At 43.9% G+C, this 17,735-nt stretch carries 12 protein-coding genes; 11 read left to right on the top strand and 1 reads right to left on the bottom strand.

The genetic code is table 11. The features are described from left to right. Window positions 1–56 precede the first annotated feature (56 nt). The 10 genes from pta to HQR03_RS04370 all read left to right on the top strand — a co-directional run bounded on the left by pta (window position 57) and on the right by HQR03_RS04370 (window position 12,410). Window positions 57–2,204 carry a phosphate acetyltransferase gene (gene pta, locus HQR03_RS04325; protein WP_173239270.1) on the top strand — a complete coding sequence of 716 codons (2,148 nt, stop codon included), beginning with the start codon at window positions 57–59 and terminating at the stop codon, window positions 2,202–2,204. Between the two features lie 260 nt (window positions 2,205–2,464). Next, window positions 2,465–3,346 carry a nicotinate (nicotinamide) nucleotide adenylyltransferase gene (nadD, locus tag HQR03_RS04330; protein ID WP_173239271.1) on the top strand — a complete coding sequence of 294 codons (882 nt, stop codon included), beginning with the start codon at window positions 2,465–2,467 and terminating at the stop codon, window positions 3,344–3,346. 131 nt (window positions 3,347–3,477) lie between these two features. Continuing rightward, a complete protein-coding gene (gene rsfS / locus HQR03_RS04335) occupies window positions 3,478–3,891 on the top strand; it encodes a ribosome silencing factor (protein WP_037025541.1) in 414 nt (137 codons plus the stop codon). A 231-nt stretch (window positions 3,892–4,122) separates the two neighbouring features. Next, window positions 4,123–4,884 carry an MOSC domain-containing protein gene (locus HQR03_RS04340; protein WP_101211642.1) on the top strand — a complete coding sequence of 254 codons (762 nt, stop codon included), beginning with the start codon at window positions 4,123–4,125 and terminating at the stop codon, window positions 4,882–4,884. 156 nt (window positions 4,885–5,040) lie between these two features. Next, window positions 5,041–6,402: an APC family permease gene (locus tag HQR03_RS04345; RefSeq protein WP_173239272.1), complete on the top strand. Its 1,362-nt coding sequence runs from the start codon at window positions 5,041–5,043 to the stop codon at window positions 6,400–6,402. Between the two features lie 54 nt (window positions 6,403–6,456). Next, the gene (locus tag HQR03_RS04350; RefSeq protein WP_173239273.1) at window positions 6,457–7,338 is read left to right on the top strand and encodes an N-acetylmuramoyl-L-alanine amidase; all 882 of its coding nucleotides are present in this window, start codon (window positions 6,457–6,459) and stop codon (window positions 7,336–7,338) included. Window positions 7,339–7,537: 199 nt separating this feature from the next. Then, window positions 7,538–8,284: a pyridoxine 5'-phosphate synthase gene (locus HQR03_RS04355; RefSeq protein WP_173239274.1), complete on the top strand. Its 747-nt coding sequence runs from the start codon at window positions 7,538–7,540 to the stop codon at window positions 8,282–8,284. A gap of 39 nt (window positions 8,285–8,323) precedes the next feature. Further along, complete coding sequence (locus HQR03_RS04360) at window positions 8,324–9,073, top strand: type 1 glutamine amidotransferase (RefSeq protein ID WP_173239275.1); 750 nt, start codon at window positions 8,324–8,326, stop codon at window positions 9,071–9,073. Window positions 9,074–9,091: 18 nt separating this feature from the next. Continuing rightward, window positions 9,092–9,274 carry a hypothetical protein gene (locus HQR03_RS04365; protein WP_173239276.1) on the top strand — a complete coding sequence of 61 codons (183 nt, stop codon included), beginning with the start codon at window positions 9,092–9,094 and terminating at the stop codon, window positions 9,272–9,274. A gap of 49 nt (window positions 9,275–9,323) precedes the next feature. Next, the gene (locus HQR03_RS04370; RefSeq protein WP_173239277.1) at window positions 9,324–12,410 is read left to right on the top strand and encodes an HD domain-containing protein; all 3,087 of its coding nucleotides are present in this window, start codon (window positions 9,324–9,326) and stop codon (window positions 12,408–12,410) included. Window positions 12,411–12,670: 260 nt separating this feature from the next. Here HQR03_RS04370 and purL read toward each other — a convergent pair whose 3' ends face one another. Then, window positions 12,671–16,729 carry a phosphoribosylformylglycinamidine synthase gene (purL, locus tag HQR03_RS04375; protein ID WP_173239278.1) on the bottom strand — a complete coding sequence of 1,353 codons (4,059 nt, stop codon included), beginning with the start codon at window positions 16,727–16,729 and terminating at the stop codon, window positions 12,671–12,673. Window positions 16,730–17,055: 326 nt separating this feature from the next. Here purL and HQR03_RS04380 point away from each other — a divergent pair, with 326 nt between their 5' ends. Then, complete coding sequence (locus tag HQR03_RS04380) at window positions 17,056–17,550, top strand: pyridoxamine 5'-phosphate oxidase family protein (RefSeq protein WP_025651904.1); 495 nt, start codon at window positions 17,056–17,058, stop codon at window positions 17,548–17,550. Window positions 17,551–17,735: the final 185 nt, after the last annotated feature.

Here is a 17,735-nt window from a genome sequence, read left to right on the forward strand (position 1 = left end):
TCATGCCATCAAGGATGGATTGAGCTTTAAAAATATAATAAACAGTAGGACACATTATGCAAACCATTTTACTTGTTCCCATTAGTCGCGGTATCGGTGTGACATCAGCCGCGCTAGGGCTAATCCGTGCCTTTGATTATAACGGTATCAAAGCGGGCTTTATGAAGCCATTTTTGCAAGATGATACGCTAGACAAACAGCACAGCTTAGACAGCTCAAGCGCATTGACCATGCATGCCTTTGGCCTCAACCCACCTCAGTCTATCAGCCGTCAGCACGTCGAGCGCATGATTGGGGATGACAACCTTGATGACTTGATGGAAGAGGTCGTCGGCAATTATCATACGCTTGGGGATGATTATGATGTGGTCATCTGCGAAGGCTTGGTATCAACCACCGAGACCTCTTATGCCTCACAAATCAACCGCGCGATTGCTCATGCGTTAGATGCCAAAATTATATTTGTCAGCACCGCTGATACTGGCAAGCCTGCCTACTTAGCCGATAAGTTAGATGTACACGCCCGCGAATTTGGCGGTATGGCAAGCAGTCGTACCTTAGGCTGTATCTTAATGCGCGTCCACGATGTACCCAATACTTTTGAGACCCAGCCGGTTGCTCCGGGTGAAGCGATAATCAGCTTGGACAGCACGTTCATACAAGAAGTGCAGCGGCTGTCACCGTTTTTTAATACCGAACAATTTCACTTAATCGGTGTGGTGCCATTTAGCGACTCACTATCCGTGCCACGTACTTGGGATATCGCCACCGAGCTTGACGCTACTTGGCTCAATGTCGGTGAGGCAAAAACACGTCGTATCAATCGTATCAGCTTAACCGCACGCTCAGTGGCACGCGTCGACGAAGTCTTCAAACGTGGCACCCTTATCGTCGTCCCCGGCGATCGTGATGATTTGTTATTGGCTGCGGGGCTGGCCTGTATCAACGGTATTCCATTGGCAGGACTGGTATTGACCGGTGGCGTCGTGCCAAGCCCGACAGTGGCTGAGCTTTGGCAATCAGCGCTCAAAACTGGCATTCCTGTCATGAGTGTCGAAAGCGACAGCTTTGAGACGGTACAGAGCCTCATGCACATGAGCTCTGAGATTCCAAGCGATGATGTGGCACGCGCGGAAGAAGTGGCTCGTTATGTGGCGGCACACTTGGATCTGAGCTGGATTAAAGCATACTTTAGCCAAGATCATGAGCCGCGCTTATCCCCTTCGGCATTCCGCCATCAAGTGGTCAAAAAAGCCCAAAACGCCAAAAAACGCATCGTGCTACCAGAAGGCTCTGAGCCTCGTACTGTAGAAGCGGCCTGTATTTGTCAAAGCCGTGGCATCGCCAATTGCGTGCTGCTTGCCAAGCGCGCAGATGTCGAACAAGTGGCCAAAAACCGCGATTTAACCCTGCCAGAAGGTCTAGAGATTCTCGACCCTGACACCCTCGATATGAGCAAATATATCGCTGCCGTGGTCGAACGTCGTAAAGGCAAAACCAATGCAGACGTCGCTGCTGAATATCTGAAAGATACCGTGTACTTGGGTACCATCATGCTACAGATGGACGAAGTCGATGGCTTGGTTTCGGGTGCGATTCATACCACTGCCAACACCGTCCGCCCAGCATTCCAGTTGATTAAGACCGCGCCGCAGTACTCTTTGGTATCATCTGTGTTCTTTATGCTATTGCCTGAGCAAGTGGTCGTCTATGGTGACTGCGCCATCAACCCAGATCCCAATGCGGAAGAGCTGGCAGAGATTGCCATCCAATCGGCACAGTCTGCAGCAGCCTTTGGCATCGATCCAAAAGTCGCGATGATTAGCTACTCAACTGGCTCATCTGGAACCGGTGCTGATGTCGAAAAAGTCACCCGCGCCACCCAAATCGTCCGCGAGCGCGCACCGAATCTAAAAGTCGATGGGCCGTTACAGTATGATGCGGCATCGGTCATGAGTGTGGGCAAGCAAAAAGCGCCAGATTCGCCTGTTGCTGGACAAGCCAACGTTTTTATCTTCCCAGACCTCAATACGGGTAACACCACTTATAAAGCGGTACAACGTAGCGCCAATGTCGTCAGTGTTGGGCCGATGCTACAAGGTTTGAATAAACCCGTGAACGATCTGTCACGCGGCGCCTTAGTCGATGATATCGTCTATACCATCGCCCTAACCGCCATCCAAGCGCATAGCGATCTTATTTAATCATTGCATGCTTTGGCTTAAAATCATGAGGCAATTGAGCCGATTATCACTATGATAGTCGGCTTTTTTAATAGGAATAAACCCTAGTCACAATTATTCTTAATCATTGGTTTCTTAGCAAGTTATTATCAGCTAATGACAACGGTGCGCCTGCCCTCTACAATGCAAGACTGGCTCATTTGCGTCGCTTATTTTCTTCTTAACCATTTATTTTTAACAACTCTATTATTTTTAACAATCCATTTAATTTTAATAATCCTATGTCAGATATAGTCTTTCAGCAGAAAAAAGAAAATCAAAACACGACTGCACCCGCCATTCGTGCCTATTTGGGTGGCTCATTTGATCCTGTACATAACGGTCATTTGCAAATGGCGATGTACGTCTATCAGCACTTATTCCCGATAGCCAAGCAACAACAGCGCGCGCTGCAGGTGTCATTATTGCCCAATGCCCGCTCGCCCTTTAAGGATAAAAGCACCAATCCGGAGCACCGCCTAGCGATGCTAAAGCGAGCGACGCAAGAGTCGCCACTACAGATTAGTGAGCTTGAGCTGTGGCAGACGCCGCCCGTCTATACAATCGATAGTGTGCGCACGTTAAGACGACGCTACCCAAACGACAGCTTGATATTTATCATGGGCATGGACAGCGCGCGCAGCTTAGATAAATGGAAAGATGGACTTAGGCTGACAGAGGATGTCAATCTCTGGATTTTTAATCGCGAGGAAAATGCTGAGTTTCATAAAAATCTCCCTGAGACCACGTTACTAACCCCATTAAAATCGCAACTTCCTATGCCGCTGCCATCCTTAATTGTTGATTCAGTTACAGAGCTTGTGATACCGCCTACTCGACATTTAACAGACAGTCCTATCTTGAAAAGCAGTCATCAAGGTCGCATCTATCTAGACATGCGTCCTGTCTTAGCCATATCGAGTACACAGTTACGCCAGCAGCTACAGCAGGCTGCCCATCAAGTAAATATATTGCCCGCTGCCGAAACGCAAATCACATCTATACCGCCAATAAATGATATCATTAGCAATACTGAATTCAATCCATTCGCTAAATGGCTAAATCCTGCTGTTTATCAATATATTATTGCCCATCAGCTATATTCTGCTGCTCAATTCCGTTAAAATCGCCTTATCTTTGTTTTTTTGTCTATCCTATCTCCATACATCACTGCCTATATCGGTTCAGTGCGAGATGGCAAATTGACGATTGACCCCTTTATTTTTAATATTTACGATTTAAGAGATTACATTTTATGATCAACACCATGAATGACGAACGCTTGCAAGAGTGTTTAACCCTTGTCCAAAGCGCTCTAGATGATATGAAAGCGAAAAACATTACCGTAATGGATGTCGAGAGCTTAACTGACGTAATGGAGCGCATCGTCATCGCTGACGGTACGTCTAAGCGCCATGTGCGCGCGATGGCTGACAGTGTCGGCGCTGAAGCCAAGCAAGCGGGCTTTATGCCACTTGGTCGCGAAGGCGGCATCGACTCTGACTGGACCTTGATTGATTTGGGCGCTGTGGTCGTGCATATGATGACCCCGCAAGCGCGTGAATTCTATGACTTAGAAGGTCTATGGTCATCGCCTGAGCAATTGGCTGAGCTGGTCGCCACGCCGCGTGAAAAGAAAACAGCCGGTCGCCGCAATAAAAACAAATGATAGTGTTTATTACCTAATCAATAGAAAATGCAAAACCAAAAAGACCAGATACTTATTCTGGTCTTTTTTTATTTAAATTTTAGATTGTTGATAAACTCTAAAGCACTGATAAATTTTAAAATACTAAAACCGTATAATCAGACAAATGATTAGGCTAAGATAATACTCGTCATGACTCCCAACAATGACATCGCCATACCTCTAGTAAACCCCTATAGATTAGGAAAATTCATGAGCATACAATCCTTTAGCCAAAAAAATACCTCTGATTTTAACCAGCCTCTACCACTGCATATTGCCAACCTCACCTGCGTCCGTGCTGGCAAAGCCATGCCATTCGCCCGTGAACAGATGAGCGCTATCGACAAAGCGCCAATCAAAGCGCCCGTTACCGTCAACTTTATGGGCTTAAGCACCGATGAACAAGCTGACCGACGCCATCATGGTGGTCCGCTAAAAGCCGTGCATCAATTACCCATCGCTACTTATGACAAGATTAACGCTGAGTTTGGCTTAAAGGTGCGTATCGGTACTTTAGGGGAAAATCTGACGACCGAAGCGGTGAATGGTTTGCCAGAGATGGATGAATCGACTGTTTGTATTGGAGACGTCTATCAGTATGGGCAATATGATCAAGACAAAAAAGACAGTGAAGAAAGCGTGCAGTTACGCATCGTCCAACCACGACGACCTTGCTACAAAATCAATGACCAAATCGGACAGTTCACCAAAGTACCCAATATCGCTGCATGGGTGACTAAGCAAGGTATCGCTGGCTGGTACTTTCAAGTGGTACGTGATGGGCTGATTGACGCTGACTTGCCTGTCTATCTCATCGAACGTCCTTATCCGTTTGCCACCCTTGAAGCACTGTGGCAACTGTCGAACTCAAAAGAAAAATTTGACGCAGATGTCATTGAGCCATGGCTTGCGATTGAGTACTTGGAAGATAGCTGGAAAACCGTTTTGGCTAAAAAAATTCAAAAGGATTGAGAAAGCATTGCTCAGAAAAAACCGTTATGATGACTTTCTTATTTAGAATCGATAATTCTTACGCCCTCATAATGACAGCAAGGTTTTTCATGTCCCAAACTCATTTTATAATCAGCGGTATTTCGCTCTCATTTTCTAATAATCAAGGAGGATTATATGAGCGACAAGACTGAAAGTATCAGCTACCTGCAAGCGATTGCGATTAGCGTCGGCGCGATTATCGGCTGGGGTGCTTATGTCATGCCGGGCGATTTATTTTTGCCGCAGTCGCAGCTGTTAGGCTCTTCTGTTGCCATTATCATTGGTACGTTGGCCATTTATATGGTGGCGCGCGCTTATATTAATTTACTGACCCAAACGCCAGAGAACGAATCGGGCGGTATCTATTGGATTGAGAAGTATCTTAATAGAAAACACGCCTATGTTTATGGCTGGGGCGTGGCAATAGGCTATATCTCCATCGTCGCGCTCAATATATCAGCCGTTGCCTTGCTGTTAAGATATCTGCTACCGAGCAGCTTACAAATAGGCTATTTGTACACGATTGCTGGTTGGGAGGTCTACGCCAGCGAGGTGTTCCTATGTAGTGCCGCTATCATTTTATTCAGCTATATCAACTTAAAGGGTGTGCGCGTCGGGGCGAAAATCCAATTGTATATCGCCCTATTTATGATTCTGTCGGTCAGCGCGCTGTTTTTTGCCTCGCTTTGGGCGACGCCAACGACACAAGAATTTTTGCCCACGGATATGCAAAGCAGCTCTATCACCAGTTTGGCATGGTTGCCTATTCTGGCGGTGATGCCGTGGGCGTACGTCGGCTTTGAGACCACGCCGCAGATATCCAAAGCGATTAGCGACTCAAAAACCAAGACCAAAAGTATCATCTTAATCTCGCTAGTCGCTGGTGTTTTGTTCTATTTTTTGATCAATTACTTTACCGCCCTCAATATGAACTTTGATTATCAAGCGATTAAAGACAGCAATTGGGCGACAGGTGAAGGCATAGACAATCGTATCGGTAGCATTGGTATTTGGCTGCTATCCATTGCCATGATTGGCTCGATACTGAGCGGTATCAATGGCTTTATACTATCGTCAGTCAAGCTGCTAGAATCGATGGGAGACTCGTCTTTATTACCCAGTATTTTTACTGATAAAAATCATCGATTTAGTAAGACGAAAACGGTGATGCTGATCGCTTTGGTATGTCTGTTCTCACCTTGGCTTGGCAGAAACTATTTGCTCGATATCGTTAGTATGGCTTCCTTAGGCATTACCGTTGGTTTTGCTTATGTTACGACTGCCGACCTCATCAATGAGCGCAAAAAGAAGCAAGCAGGTCTGCTAAATTATCTTTCGGTATTGATTAGCATCATCTTTATCTCATTATTATTGCTGCCCTTTTCACCCGCAGCGTTATCGCTGAATGCTTATATACTGTTAGGCTTCTTTATTATTTTGGGCGCAATTGGTTATAAGAGAATCATTCCAGTGAATGAGGGAAATAGCCTTCAATAATGCGCTAAATAAGCTGAAACAAAGCACCCTTTTACCTTTAACACAGAGCATTTCATGGCAAAAAATATTACCTCGATTGCGTTAGCATCAGTATTAACACTGTTTATGACCCTGCCACTCATCGGCTGCGTGGCAACGACAGCGCCGCGTTATACGATCGACAGCGATACCTATCAAGCTACCGGTAAAAGCCAGCGCATCAAAACTATCGTCCTACATTATACGGTCTCAGACAATGACCGATCTATAAAAACGTTGACCACGGGTGAGGTCAGTGCTCACTATCTGGTTTTGGCCAATGACGATGACAAGATTTACAATTTAGTACCTGAGAGCGAGCGCGCTTGGCACGCGGGCGATGGCGGCTTTTCGGGTAGAACCATTCTCAATGACACCTCTATCGGTATCGAAATCGTCAACGCTGGCATTCAGCCCCAGTATAGAAATGCGCTAAAGAGCGACGACCTCGACTATCATCCTTACGAGCATTATGTGGCGTTTGATGAATTGCAGATTAAAAAGGTCGCGCAATTGGTACAGGATATTGCCACGCGCTATGACATCTCACCGAAGAACATCATCGGTCATGCCGATATGGCACCCTCGCGCAAGATTGATCCGGGTGCGAAGTTCCCTTGGCAACTGCTATATGAGCAATATGGTATCGGCGCTTGGTACGATGCCTTTGATAAACAGTTCTTTATGAATCAAGACGCGTTTGCAGCGGCAACGATACCTGAGATCAAGCAAGCCTTTAGCCGTTATGGTTATCAAATCAATGATACTAATGAATGGGATAAAGCAAGCCGTGATGTGATTTATGCGTTTCAGTTGCACTTTCGACCACAGCAGCCAACGGGCAAGATGGATGTGGAGACCTATGCTATCCTAAAAGCCCTGAATAAGAAGTATGCTGGTCGGGATGACTTCTACTAAAATTAGGTATTAGGCCTTAATAATTAATTGATAGTAGATACTAAATAAAATAGATAGTTCGTATTAGAACGCGTGACTGAAATAATTTTTCTGGCTTGCTGTGCCTACGCCGTCAGAGGCTGCGAAACATTTATTCCAGTCACACTGTATGGTTCTTATATTGAACTGACTAGATAAACATAATGAAAAAGGAAATACTATGAGCACCCTATTTAGCGTAAATTTGAATAAGCTGGCGTTAATCCGTAACTCTCGCGGTACCGATTATCCCAATCTGCTGTACTTTGTAAAAAAGCTGATTGATTTAGGCGTCAAAGGCTTTACCGTGCATCCGCGACCTGATGAACGTCACATCCGCTACCAAGATGTCTATGATATCAGTGCGTTTTTAACCGATTATAAAGGTATCGAATTCAATATCGAAGGCAATCCGAATGAGCAGTTTCTAAAGCTTATTCGTGAAGTCAAACCGCATCAATGTACCCTCGTACCCGATAGCGAAGATCAACTGACCTCTGACCATGGTTTCGATATCATCAAGCATAAAGACATGCTGTCAGAACTCAGCCATGAGCTACAAGCCTTTGGTACGCGCTGTGCGGTATTTATCGATCCTGATATCGAGCAGATCAAAGCCGTTATCGATAGCGACGTGCAAACAATTGAAGTCTATACCGAAGAATGGGCACGCACTTATGATAATGCTAAGAATGATGGAAATAATAATTTCGATGAGGTAAAACAACGCTTTAGCGATTGCATCAACCTCGCCAGTGACAATGGCATTCGCGTCAATGCGGGTCATGATTTGAACTTAGAGAATCTAGACGATTTACTCAGTCTTGGTGACGTCGCGGAAGTGTCAATTGGTCACGCCTTCACCATCGAGTCGCTGGAGCAAGGGATGGATAACGTGGTGCGTCAGTATTTGAAGATTTGTGGCTAAGCAATTTGCTTGACTGTTTTTATGCACAAGGTATCTATTATGACGCTACGCATCCACGCGCTATTCCATACCGATTACGAATACCTGAGCTACATCAAGCAGTGGGCAATTAGTCAAAATCATAGCATGAGCTACGCCCTGCCTCACAATAATGATGTATTGCCAACACACGACAGTTTTGATTGGCTCATCGTGATGGGTGGGCCAATGAGTATCCACGATGAGGAACAATATCCTTGGTTAACCAATGAAAAACGTTTGATCAGACAGGCTATTGATGCTGGAAAAACGGTGATCGGCGTTTGCTTAGGAGCGCAGCTTATCGCGCATTGTTTGGGCGCTACCGTCCAGCCAGCTAACGTAAAAGAGGTCGGTTGGTTGCCGATTCGCTTGACGGCAGAAGGACAATCACATCCTCTATTACAGAATTTACCTAAGCAAGCTTTTACGGTATTTCATTGGCACGGTGATGGTTTTGACTGCCCACAAGGCGCAACTGCTATTGCCACTTCGGACGCATGGGCGAATCAAGGATTCATTTATCAAGCACCACAGCATAAAGCGCTTGGCACTTGGGTTGTAGGCTGGCAGTGTCACTTTGAAGTAACCAAAGAGAGCCTCGTCAAGATGGTAACGAATGGAGCTGATTATATAAAGGATGGGCTTAACAACTACCCTAAAACCGTACAGTCAGCTGATGAAATAATCGCACGTGGCGATCAATATATTGCCGACAACAATGCACGATTAGCCGCTATGCTTAATCGAATAGTGGCAAGCGAAAAATAACAGTATGAGGAGTTGGTGATGAATAATTCACATCAGGATGAACAAGACGAGCTTCAAAAGTATCTAGAAGAAAAAGCCAAACGCGCACAAGAAAAAGAGCAGGAAGCCGAGCCGCTTTCTGCTTATGAGGCTTGTGTGTTAAAAGAAAGCGCTAAGATTCATGAGTTGGTAGCTGAAGCTCAGAGAGAAAATAAAAAGTAAGCCTGTAAGATAAAAAATACTAAATGTAAAACAATAAAAAGGACTTACCATGAGCGCAGGATTAATCAAACATCTAAAGAGAAAAACCGAAGAGGATAGCAATACCAGAATCTTGATGTCGCAATGGGAGTTTGATGAAAAGCTTGTCGGTAAGTCGCTCGAAAATGTAGGGAGTTATTATCCACACTTTAGTAGTCATAACGAATCCCACTCGCAGCAAATACTTGTCAATATCGAGCGTCTGTTAGGTAATAATATTGGAAAGCTAACAGCGACAGACACATGGCTAATCTTAGAAGCGGCGTACTGGCATGATATCGGTATGTTATTCAATGCTGATGAAGTTCAAGATGTCATTGAAAATGAGCATTTTAAAGATTACGTTGAAGAGCTTGCTAATAACAATGTTCAAGACTTACATGAGTTTGCCAAAGTGTGGCATAACGACGGTTGGGAAGCTGCTCTTGTTCATTATGATAACCCATATGCAGGCGTTGAAAAATATCGTCAAATGATTGCAGAATGGTATCGCCGTGGTCATGCCAAAAATTCAAACTCAGTGGTTTTAGATCCTTTTGAAAAGCTCGGGATTACCTCACCTCGCACTGAACTCCTTCCGAAACGTATCTATCGTTATCTTGGTCAAATATGCTGGGCGCATGGGCGTGGTTTTGACGATTACGTGATGAAAACATTACCTTTTCGACAAACGGGCATGGGTACAGAAAATTGCCACCCTCGTTTTGTAGCATGTTTATTACGTTTAGGCGACTTATTTGATATCGATGACAACCGCTTTTGCCCAGTCATGGCAAGACAAGTCGGCAATATGCCATCGTTTAGTGAAACACATAAGCATAAGCATCAAGCCATTCGTGAGTTTCAGCTAGATAATGAAACGGTTAGCATAACGGCTGTTTGTAGTACGGAAATGGCATATATTGAATGTCGCAATTGGTTTGATTGGATCAAGGAAGAAATTCAAAATCAGATGTCGCAGTGGAAAAATATTGTGCCTAGTCGTGACTTTGGGTTACTTCCAACTATCAATAAACTTGATGTTGAGATGACTGATAAAAAAATTCTGCTTAATGATAAGCCAATGAAATTCTCGCTAGACGAGCGTAGTGCTATTGAGCTATTGCAAGGTAATAATCTATATAAAGATGATATGAGCATCTATCGAGAGCTTATTCAAAATGCCATTGATGCAACAATGATCAGGGTTTGGCTAGAGCATGGACAAGAACATAGTACTAAGAAATTGCCTAAAAATGCTAATCCTTACGACGCAGAAACTCGTGAATTATTCGGAGACTACTCTATTATCTTAGATTGTAAAAAAATCGCTGACGATGAAGATTCGACGTTATGGGAATTTAGTATTGAGGATAATGGTGTTGGCATTTCGCGTACAGACCTTGAGTATATGCAAAAAATTGCAGGGTCTAAAAACAATAAAGAGAAGAAAAAGATAATTTCCCAAATGCCAGAATGGATGCGACCTTCGGGTGAGTTTGGCATTGGTCTTCACAGTGCATTTCTTCTAATGAAAGACTTGCCTGCTAAACATCAGAAGATAACTATTTTTACAAAAAGTCGATTAACTAATGAAAGTTTAAAAATTGAACTTAACTCGCCATTATTTGGGAAAGCAGGATATTGTTTTATCGAAGAAATAGATGATCTTAAGAAGTTTGGTACTAAGCTTTATATTACAGAAAAGGCATCTAAGGTTGATATAAGAGATCATAGAAAAAATAAAAATAGTTTCCTAGAAATAAAGGACTTAGTATTTTATAAAGGGATAAAAGCTATAGATTTGAGTTTTCTGAAAAAAATCACTAGTATAAAAAGACTGCTAAACCCACCATTAGTTTCAATAGCTTATAGCAAGAAATTATATGACTTAATTCCAATTCAAAATATAGATGATGATACAGACAATAGAAAAGGTTACTTTTGGAGTTCAAACGCTAACTCTGCAATAAAAATCTATTTTATAGATGAAAGTAAGGAGGAAACTACTTTTCAACGTTTGCACACTCTAAAGTATAAAGGTCAAAGAGTAAGTAGTTTCGATTCAAATGAAACGTTGGTTCATCTCCCCGACATCTTCAATATTAAAACACTTTATTACACAATTGATGTTTATAGTGAAAAAGCATCTGAAATTATTAGTCTGAGCCGAGAAAATATTTTAAATGAAAGCCTAATTAACTATAGAGCATTGCAAGCTTATAACGACTTAGTAAGTCACATAAAAAACTATAATGACGACATCTTAGATGACATGTTCAATTCCGATCATAGAATGGTAGCGTTATTTGAGAAGTTCTCAAATGAAGGTTTATCTACAACCAATGAGTCATGGAAGGAAATTTTTGTATCTAATAAGGGTTTTACAGTTGACGATATTTTAAACTGTAATAGTTTCTGCAATGCTCGAATTAGCAAAGACGACTTAAAACCTTTATCTAACATAATAAATATTAATGAAATACTAGTTTTTGAATCCTATTTATTAGATTCTTTATTAGAAGATGAGGGTTTTCAAAATACTCTCATAAGTAAGGGTTTTACTAAATATGAGATATTAGATGAAAAAGTTAATAAGGGCTATTTTCAATGTTTATATACAAAAGAAAATATAAAAACCTCTACTAATAGTCTTAGAAAAATTGATATACATCATATGCATTCAACGCTTAGTAACATTGATGACTTTTATAAAATATTTAATTGGAAGCATGCTATTGCACCATCAGAATTAGTCAAGGATATCTTAATTATAAAATCTTCTACTATTAGACATAGCTTCTTTAGTAACTGTATAAAAAATAATTTATTAAAAATTTTAAACAATAAGCTAATTAAAGGCTCTATTGTTGTGCCATTTATCAATAACACAGATGGAACTATAATAGAAATAGCTAATGAACAACTTGTTCAACTCGCTGATGCACCGAATGAAATGAAAGAAGAAATCGACCAAATTTATACTGATTTAAAAATGTTTGTAATAAATAAAACAAAAGAACAAAATTCTGAGTGGTACAAAGCATACATCAAAGGGAAAAAATTCGAAGCTGTTGATTTATCTGGTTTAAATGAACTATATAAATCTGCTACTTAGATAAAATAGTAGTCTTGAGGCGCGGTTTAGCCCCGACTGTAGCGGTATCCTGCTGATTTGGGCGAGTTGCAGTGGCTAGAGTTTGAGGTGGTGTCGAGGTAACAGCAACATCTCAACTCGTGTCACCGCCTCGCCCAGACTGGCAGATACAAGCAGAAGGCGGGAAATAGCTCCCCTACTTCTTAAAAACCCAAATCCCAAACACAAAAAAGGTGAGCCGAAGCCCACCTTTTTTATTATCTAAAATTACTCAAACCAGCCTATCTTAACCAAGCCCGCGCATTACGGAACATACGCATCCACGCGCCGTCTTCATCCCACTGCTCAGGCTTCCAGCTGTGGTTGTAGGCTTTTAGATTACGCTCAGGATGCGGCATCATGATAGTGACGCGGCCATCGGTACTACATAGACCCGTGACGCCGCCGACTGAGCCATTAGGATTCAATGGATAAGTCTCGGTCGGATGACCTTGACTATCGACATAACGCATCGCTAACTGACCGTGCTTTGCCATACCATCGATCTCAGTAGCGTTTAGGGTGGCAAGACCCTCACCATGCGCGACAGCGATTGGCAAGATACTATCTTGCATGCCTTTGAATAAGATGGACTTGGTGCGCTCAACTTTGACGTTGACCGTACGCGCTTCAAATCGTGCCGACTCATTTGCGATAAAGCGTGGAAAGTTTTCTGCACCTGGAATGAGGTCTTTAAGCTGCGCCATCATCTGACAGCCATTACAGACACCTAAACTAAAGGTATCAGGACGGGCAAAGAAGCGCACGAACTGCATACGCAGTTCGTCATGGAACAAGATAGAGTTGGCCCAGCCAGAACCTGCGCCGAGGACGTCACCGTAACTAAAGCCGCCACAAGCGACCAAACCGTCGAAGTCACGTAGATTGATGCGGCCTTCTAGCAAGTCGCTCATGTGCACATCGACCGCTTCAAAGCCTGCTTGGGTGAAGCCTGCTGCCATCTCCAGCTGTCCGTTGACGCCTTGCTCACGTAGGATAGCAACTCTTGGTTTGCTGTTATCAGAATCAGCACGGCTGTTTAAGTAGGGTGCTTCGACTTTTTGATTGAGGTCAAAGTTTGGCGCAGCGATAAGCCCTTTATGGTTAGTATCAGCAATCAAATCATATTCTTGCTGTACGCAAGCTGGATTGTCACGACGACGCGCGATTTGATAGCTGACCTGACTCCATTCTTGTTGTAATTCGCTACGGCTAAAGCTTAGAGTTTCATTACCCATGTGCAAAGGCGTTTGGATAATTAAGCTGTCTTCTTCCGAGCTTTGACCAACTAGGCTGAGCATATCGCTAACGTTAAATTCTTCTGCCAATTGCATTAATGCGGCGACGTTTTCAGGCAAGACTTGGATGACCGCACCCAGCTCTTCACTGAACAGCTGACCGAGTAAGTTATCATCAGTTAATGACAGCTTGATACCTTGACGACTGGTAAACTGCATCTCAGCAATCGTTGCAAGCAAGCCACCATCACCGATATCGTGATAGGCGCTGATGACGCCTTGCGCGTTGCCCGCTTGGATAAAGTTGAAGAAATCGATTAAATCGCTTGGTTTATCGAGGTCAGGACATTCATTGCCCAATTGACTTGCCGTTTGCGCAAGGATTGAGCCACCTAGACGTAATTTACCTCTAGATAAGTCAATACGGTAGAAGGCGCTATCACCGTTAATAAGTTCAGGCGTTAGGGTTTTTGCCACGTCAATAACAGGCGCAAAAGCGGTAATGACCAAGCTCATTGGCGAAACGACTGATTTATCCGTGCTGCCCTGCTTAGAATTATTGTCGTCTTCATCCGTCCAGTTAGCACGCATCGATAGCGAATCTTTACCGACTGGAATAGCGATACCGAGTGCTGGGCATAGCTCTTCACCAACGGTATATACAGCGTCGAATAATGCCGCATCTTCAACGTCTTCACCACAGGCTGCCATCCAGTTCGCTGACATGGTGATGTCAGATAGCTGTGCAATGCGCGCACCAGCGATGTTAGTAATCGCTTCACCAACCGCCAGACGTGCTGAGGCTTTTGGATTAATCAAAGCAACAGGCGTACGTTCACCAACACTCATCGCTTCACCCGTCATCACCTGACCATCTAACGCTATAAGACCTGAAGCGGTAACGGCACAATCAGCGACGGGGACTTGGTAGCGACCAACATATTGATCACGCACGACCATACCAGTGATAGAACGGTCACCGATACTAATCAAGAATGATTTGCTAGCCACCGTTGGATGACGCAATACATCGGTAATTGACTCGGCTAGATTAACTTCGCCAAGCTTTAATGCTGGCAACGTGCTCTCGGTACGCTCAAAGCTGCGCTGCATCTTCGGTGTACCGCCGAGCAGTACTTGCATCGGCATATCGACTGGTTGCTCGTCCAATAGCTCATCATCAACGATTAGCTGACGGATATCCGTCGCCTCGCCCAAGATAGCATATGGGCAGCGCTCACGGGCACAGATCGCATCGAACTGATCTTTGCTCTCTGGACGAATCGCGAGGACATAACGTTCTTGCGCTTCGTTTGACCAGATGGCCATTGGCGACATGCCAGCTTCTAACGATGGAATCTTACGCAAGTTCAGATGCGCGCCCATTTCATGGTCATTGACCAGCTCTGGCATCGCGTTAGACAGACCACCTGCCCCTACGTCATGTAGTGAAACGATTGGGTTGCCGTCTTTACTGTTATTACTCACATCGATATCGTTGCCAGACTGCCCATTACCAGCTAAGGCCCAGCAGCGATCGATAACTTCCTGACAGCGACGCTCCATCTCAGCGTTATCACGTTGCACTGAGGCAAAGTCTAAGCCTTCATCTAATGAACCGCTATCGACTGAAGACGCCGCACCGCCGCCTAGACCGATTTGCATCGCAGGGCCACCAAGGACGATCAGTAAATCACCCTGGCGAATGGGATTTTTTTCAATGAGATTGCGTTTGATATTGCCGTAACCCCCTGCCAGCATGATGGGCTTATGATAGCCGCGCATCTCGCTGCCGTCTTTTGCCGCTGAAGTGTCCAATTGGAAACTACGGAAATAACCGCATAAGTTTGGACGCCCAAACTCGTTAGAGAAATTGGCTGAGCCTAATGGCGCTTCGGTCATAATCTCAAGGCTGGTTGCCATACGATCCGGCGTGCCATAATCCTTGGTGCTGACCTGACCTGACTGCTCCCATTTTTCTGCAAGCTCTGGAATGTGTAAGTGTGACACGTGAAAACCTGTCAGACCAGCTTTTGGTTTACCGCCACGACCCGTTGCGCCCTCGTCACGAATCTCACCGCCTGCACCTGTCGCTGCACCAGCATAAGGGGCAATCGCGGTTGGATGGTTATGGGTTTCGACCTTCATTAAGATATCGATAGCTTCTTGATGGAAGCCATACGGATGCGCTGAATTAGGATCTTGAGGATCGGTAGGAATCGGGTAAAAACGCATCCCTTCTGCCCCAGCCATCACTGCGGCGTTGTCTTTATAAGCCGACAAGATACCTTGTGGATTCGACTGATAAGTATTCTTAATCATTTGGAACAGTGATTTCGGCTGTACTGCGCCATCGACTGTCCATTCAGCGTTAAAGATTTTATGACGGCAATGCTCTGAGTTCGCCTGTGCAAACATCATCAGCTCAACGTCGGTTGGATTGCGCTTTAGCTCATTGACGTACGCATTCATCAAGTAATCAATATCCTCAACAGATAGCGCAAAGCCAAATTCTGTATTGGCTGCTTCTAGTGCCGTACGACCTTGTCCAATCACATCGATATGATTAAGCGATGCTGGCTGCTCATCATCAAACAGCTTATTCACCTCATTTAAATCATAAACCAAGCTCTGCGTCATACGGTCAAACAATAATTGCTCAGCGGCTTTAGGTAACGTGTTATTGGTTGCACCTACCTCACCGTCTGTTTTTGCATCAATCGTTAGGGTATAAACGATGACGCGCTCGACACGGTTAATCTCAATATCACAGTTATTAAAGATATCGGTCGCTTTACTGGCCCACGGCGATATGGTGCCAAAACGCGGTGCAACGATAACTTGTAATTGGTTGTCTTGCGGCGCGGCAAGTTGGATATCTTGCTTAATGCCAAACAGGTCCAGCGCTTTTTTCTGCTCATCACCTTCAAGCGTCCGTGATAGCACATAAACTTGCTGAGTATGGATGTGGCTGACATTTAGCTCGGTTTTTTGCTGGAACTGACTGATGAGTTGCTGCGTCTGAAAATCGGTAAGAAACGGTTGTCCGGCGATGGTCATCATAAAGGCATAATCCGTAAGATCAAGGCATCTCTGCCATGCAAAGTAAATGGTCTGCGTATTATAACAAGAAGCCCTGTAATAAGCAGGTAAAAGCAGGATAAATTGCCAACAAAATGCGCTAACGGCTCAGACAGCTTTTTACTCAATTATTGTATATTTTACAAACACTCACATCGCATTACGGGCAACCTATATAAATGCGTGGCGTGCTATCGGTATTCTACAACGAGCTAATAATGATAATAATTAATAGCGATTGGTATTCAAAATAAAAAGCAGACCCTCAATTTAAAACTATCATAATTTTAAAAATATAAGGATGTACCATGAGTAAGCAAGAGAGTATCGACAAAATCCAAGCGGTCATTAAAGACGTAAAATTTGCCATGATGAGCACCATCAATAGCAAAGGCGACTTGCACGCTTGGCCAATGACCACCAGCGAGACCAGTCTTGGTGGCAAAGAGATTTGGTTCATCGGTGATAAGTCATCAGACGTGGTAAAAGACATTCAAGATAATCCAAAAGTCGGTCTATCTTATGCCACCCAAGATGATAAAAATTACGTTTCTATCAGTGGTAACGCTGAATTATCGACCGACAAAGCCAAATTGGATGAGCTATGGTCGCCAGTCTACAATGCATTCTTTGAGCATGGTAAAGAAGATCCAGAGGTACAACTGATCAAGGTCGTTCCTCATGGTGCTGAGTGCTGGTTAAGCGGTAGCACTACTGTCAATATGTTCAAAATGGCTGCGGCTGCTTTACAAGATGGCAAAACCGCTGAAGGTATCGGTGAGCAATTTTCCGTCTCTTTATAACCTTTTATAATATTTTATAGCCTTGTGATATTTCTATTTAGCGTGAAACTTACTTAGCACGACTTTTATTAATACTTAGATTAACACATGAAGTGCAATACCAAATATGAGGTGAAAAAAAGACCTAGATGCGCTAGCATCAAAGTCTTTATCCACCGACCAAAGTGAGATTGCAACCATGAACT

It is taken from the genome of Psychrobacter okhotskensis (assembly GCF_013248965.1).
Classification (GTDB): domain Bacteria; phylum Pseudomonadota; class Gammaproteobacteria; order Pseudomonadales; family Moraxellaceae; genus Psychrobacter; species Psychrobacter okhotskensis.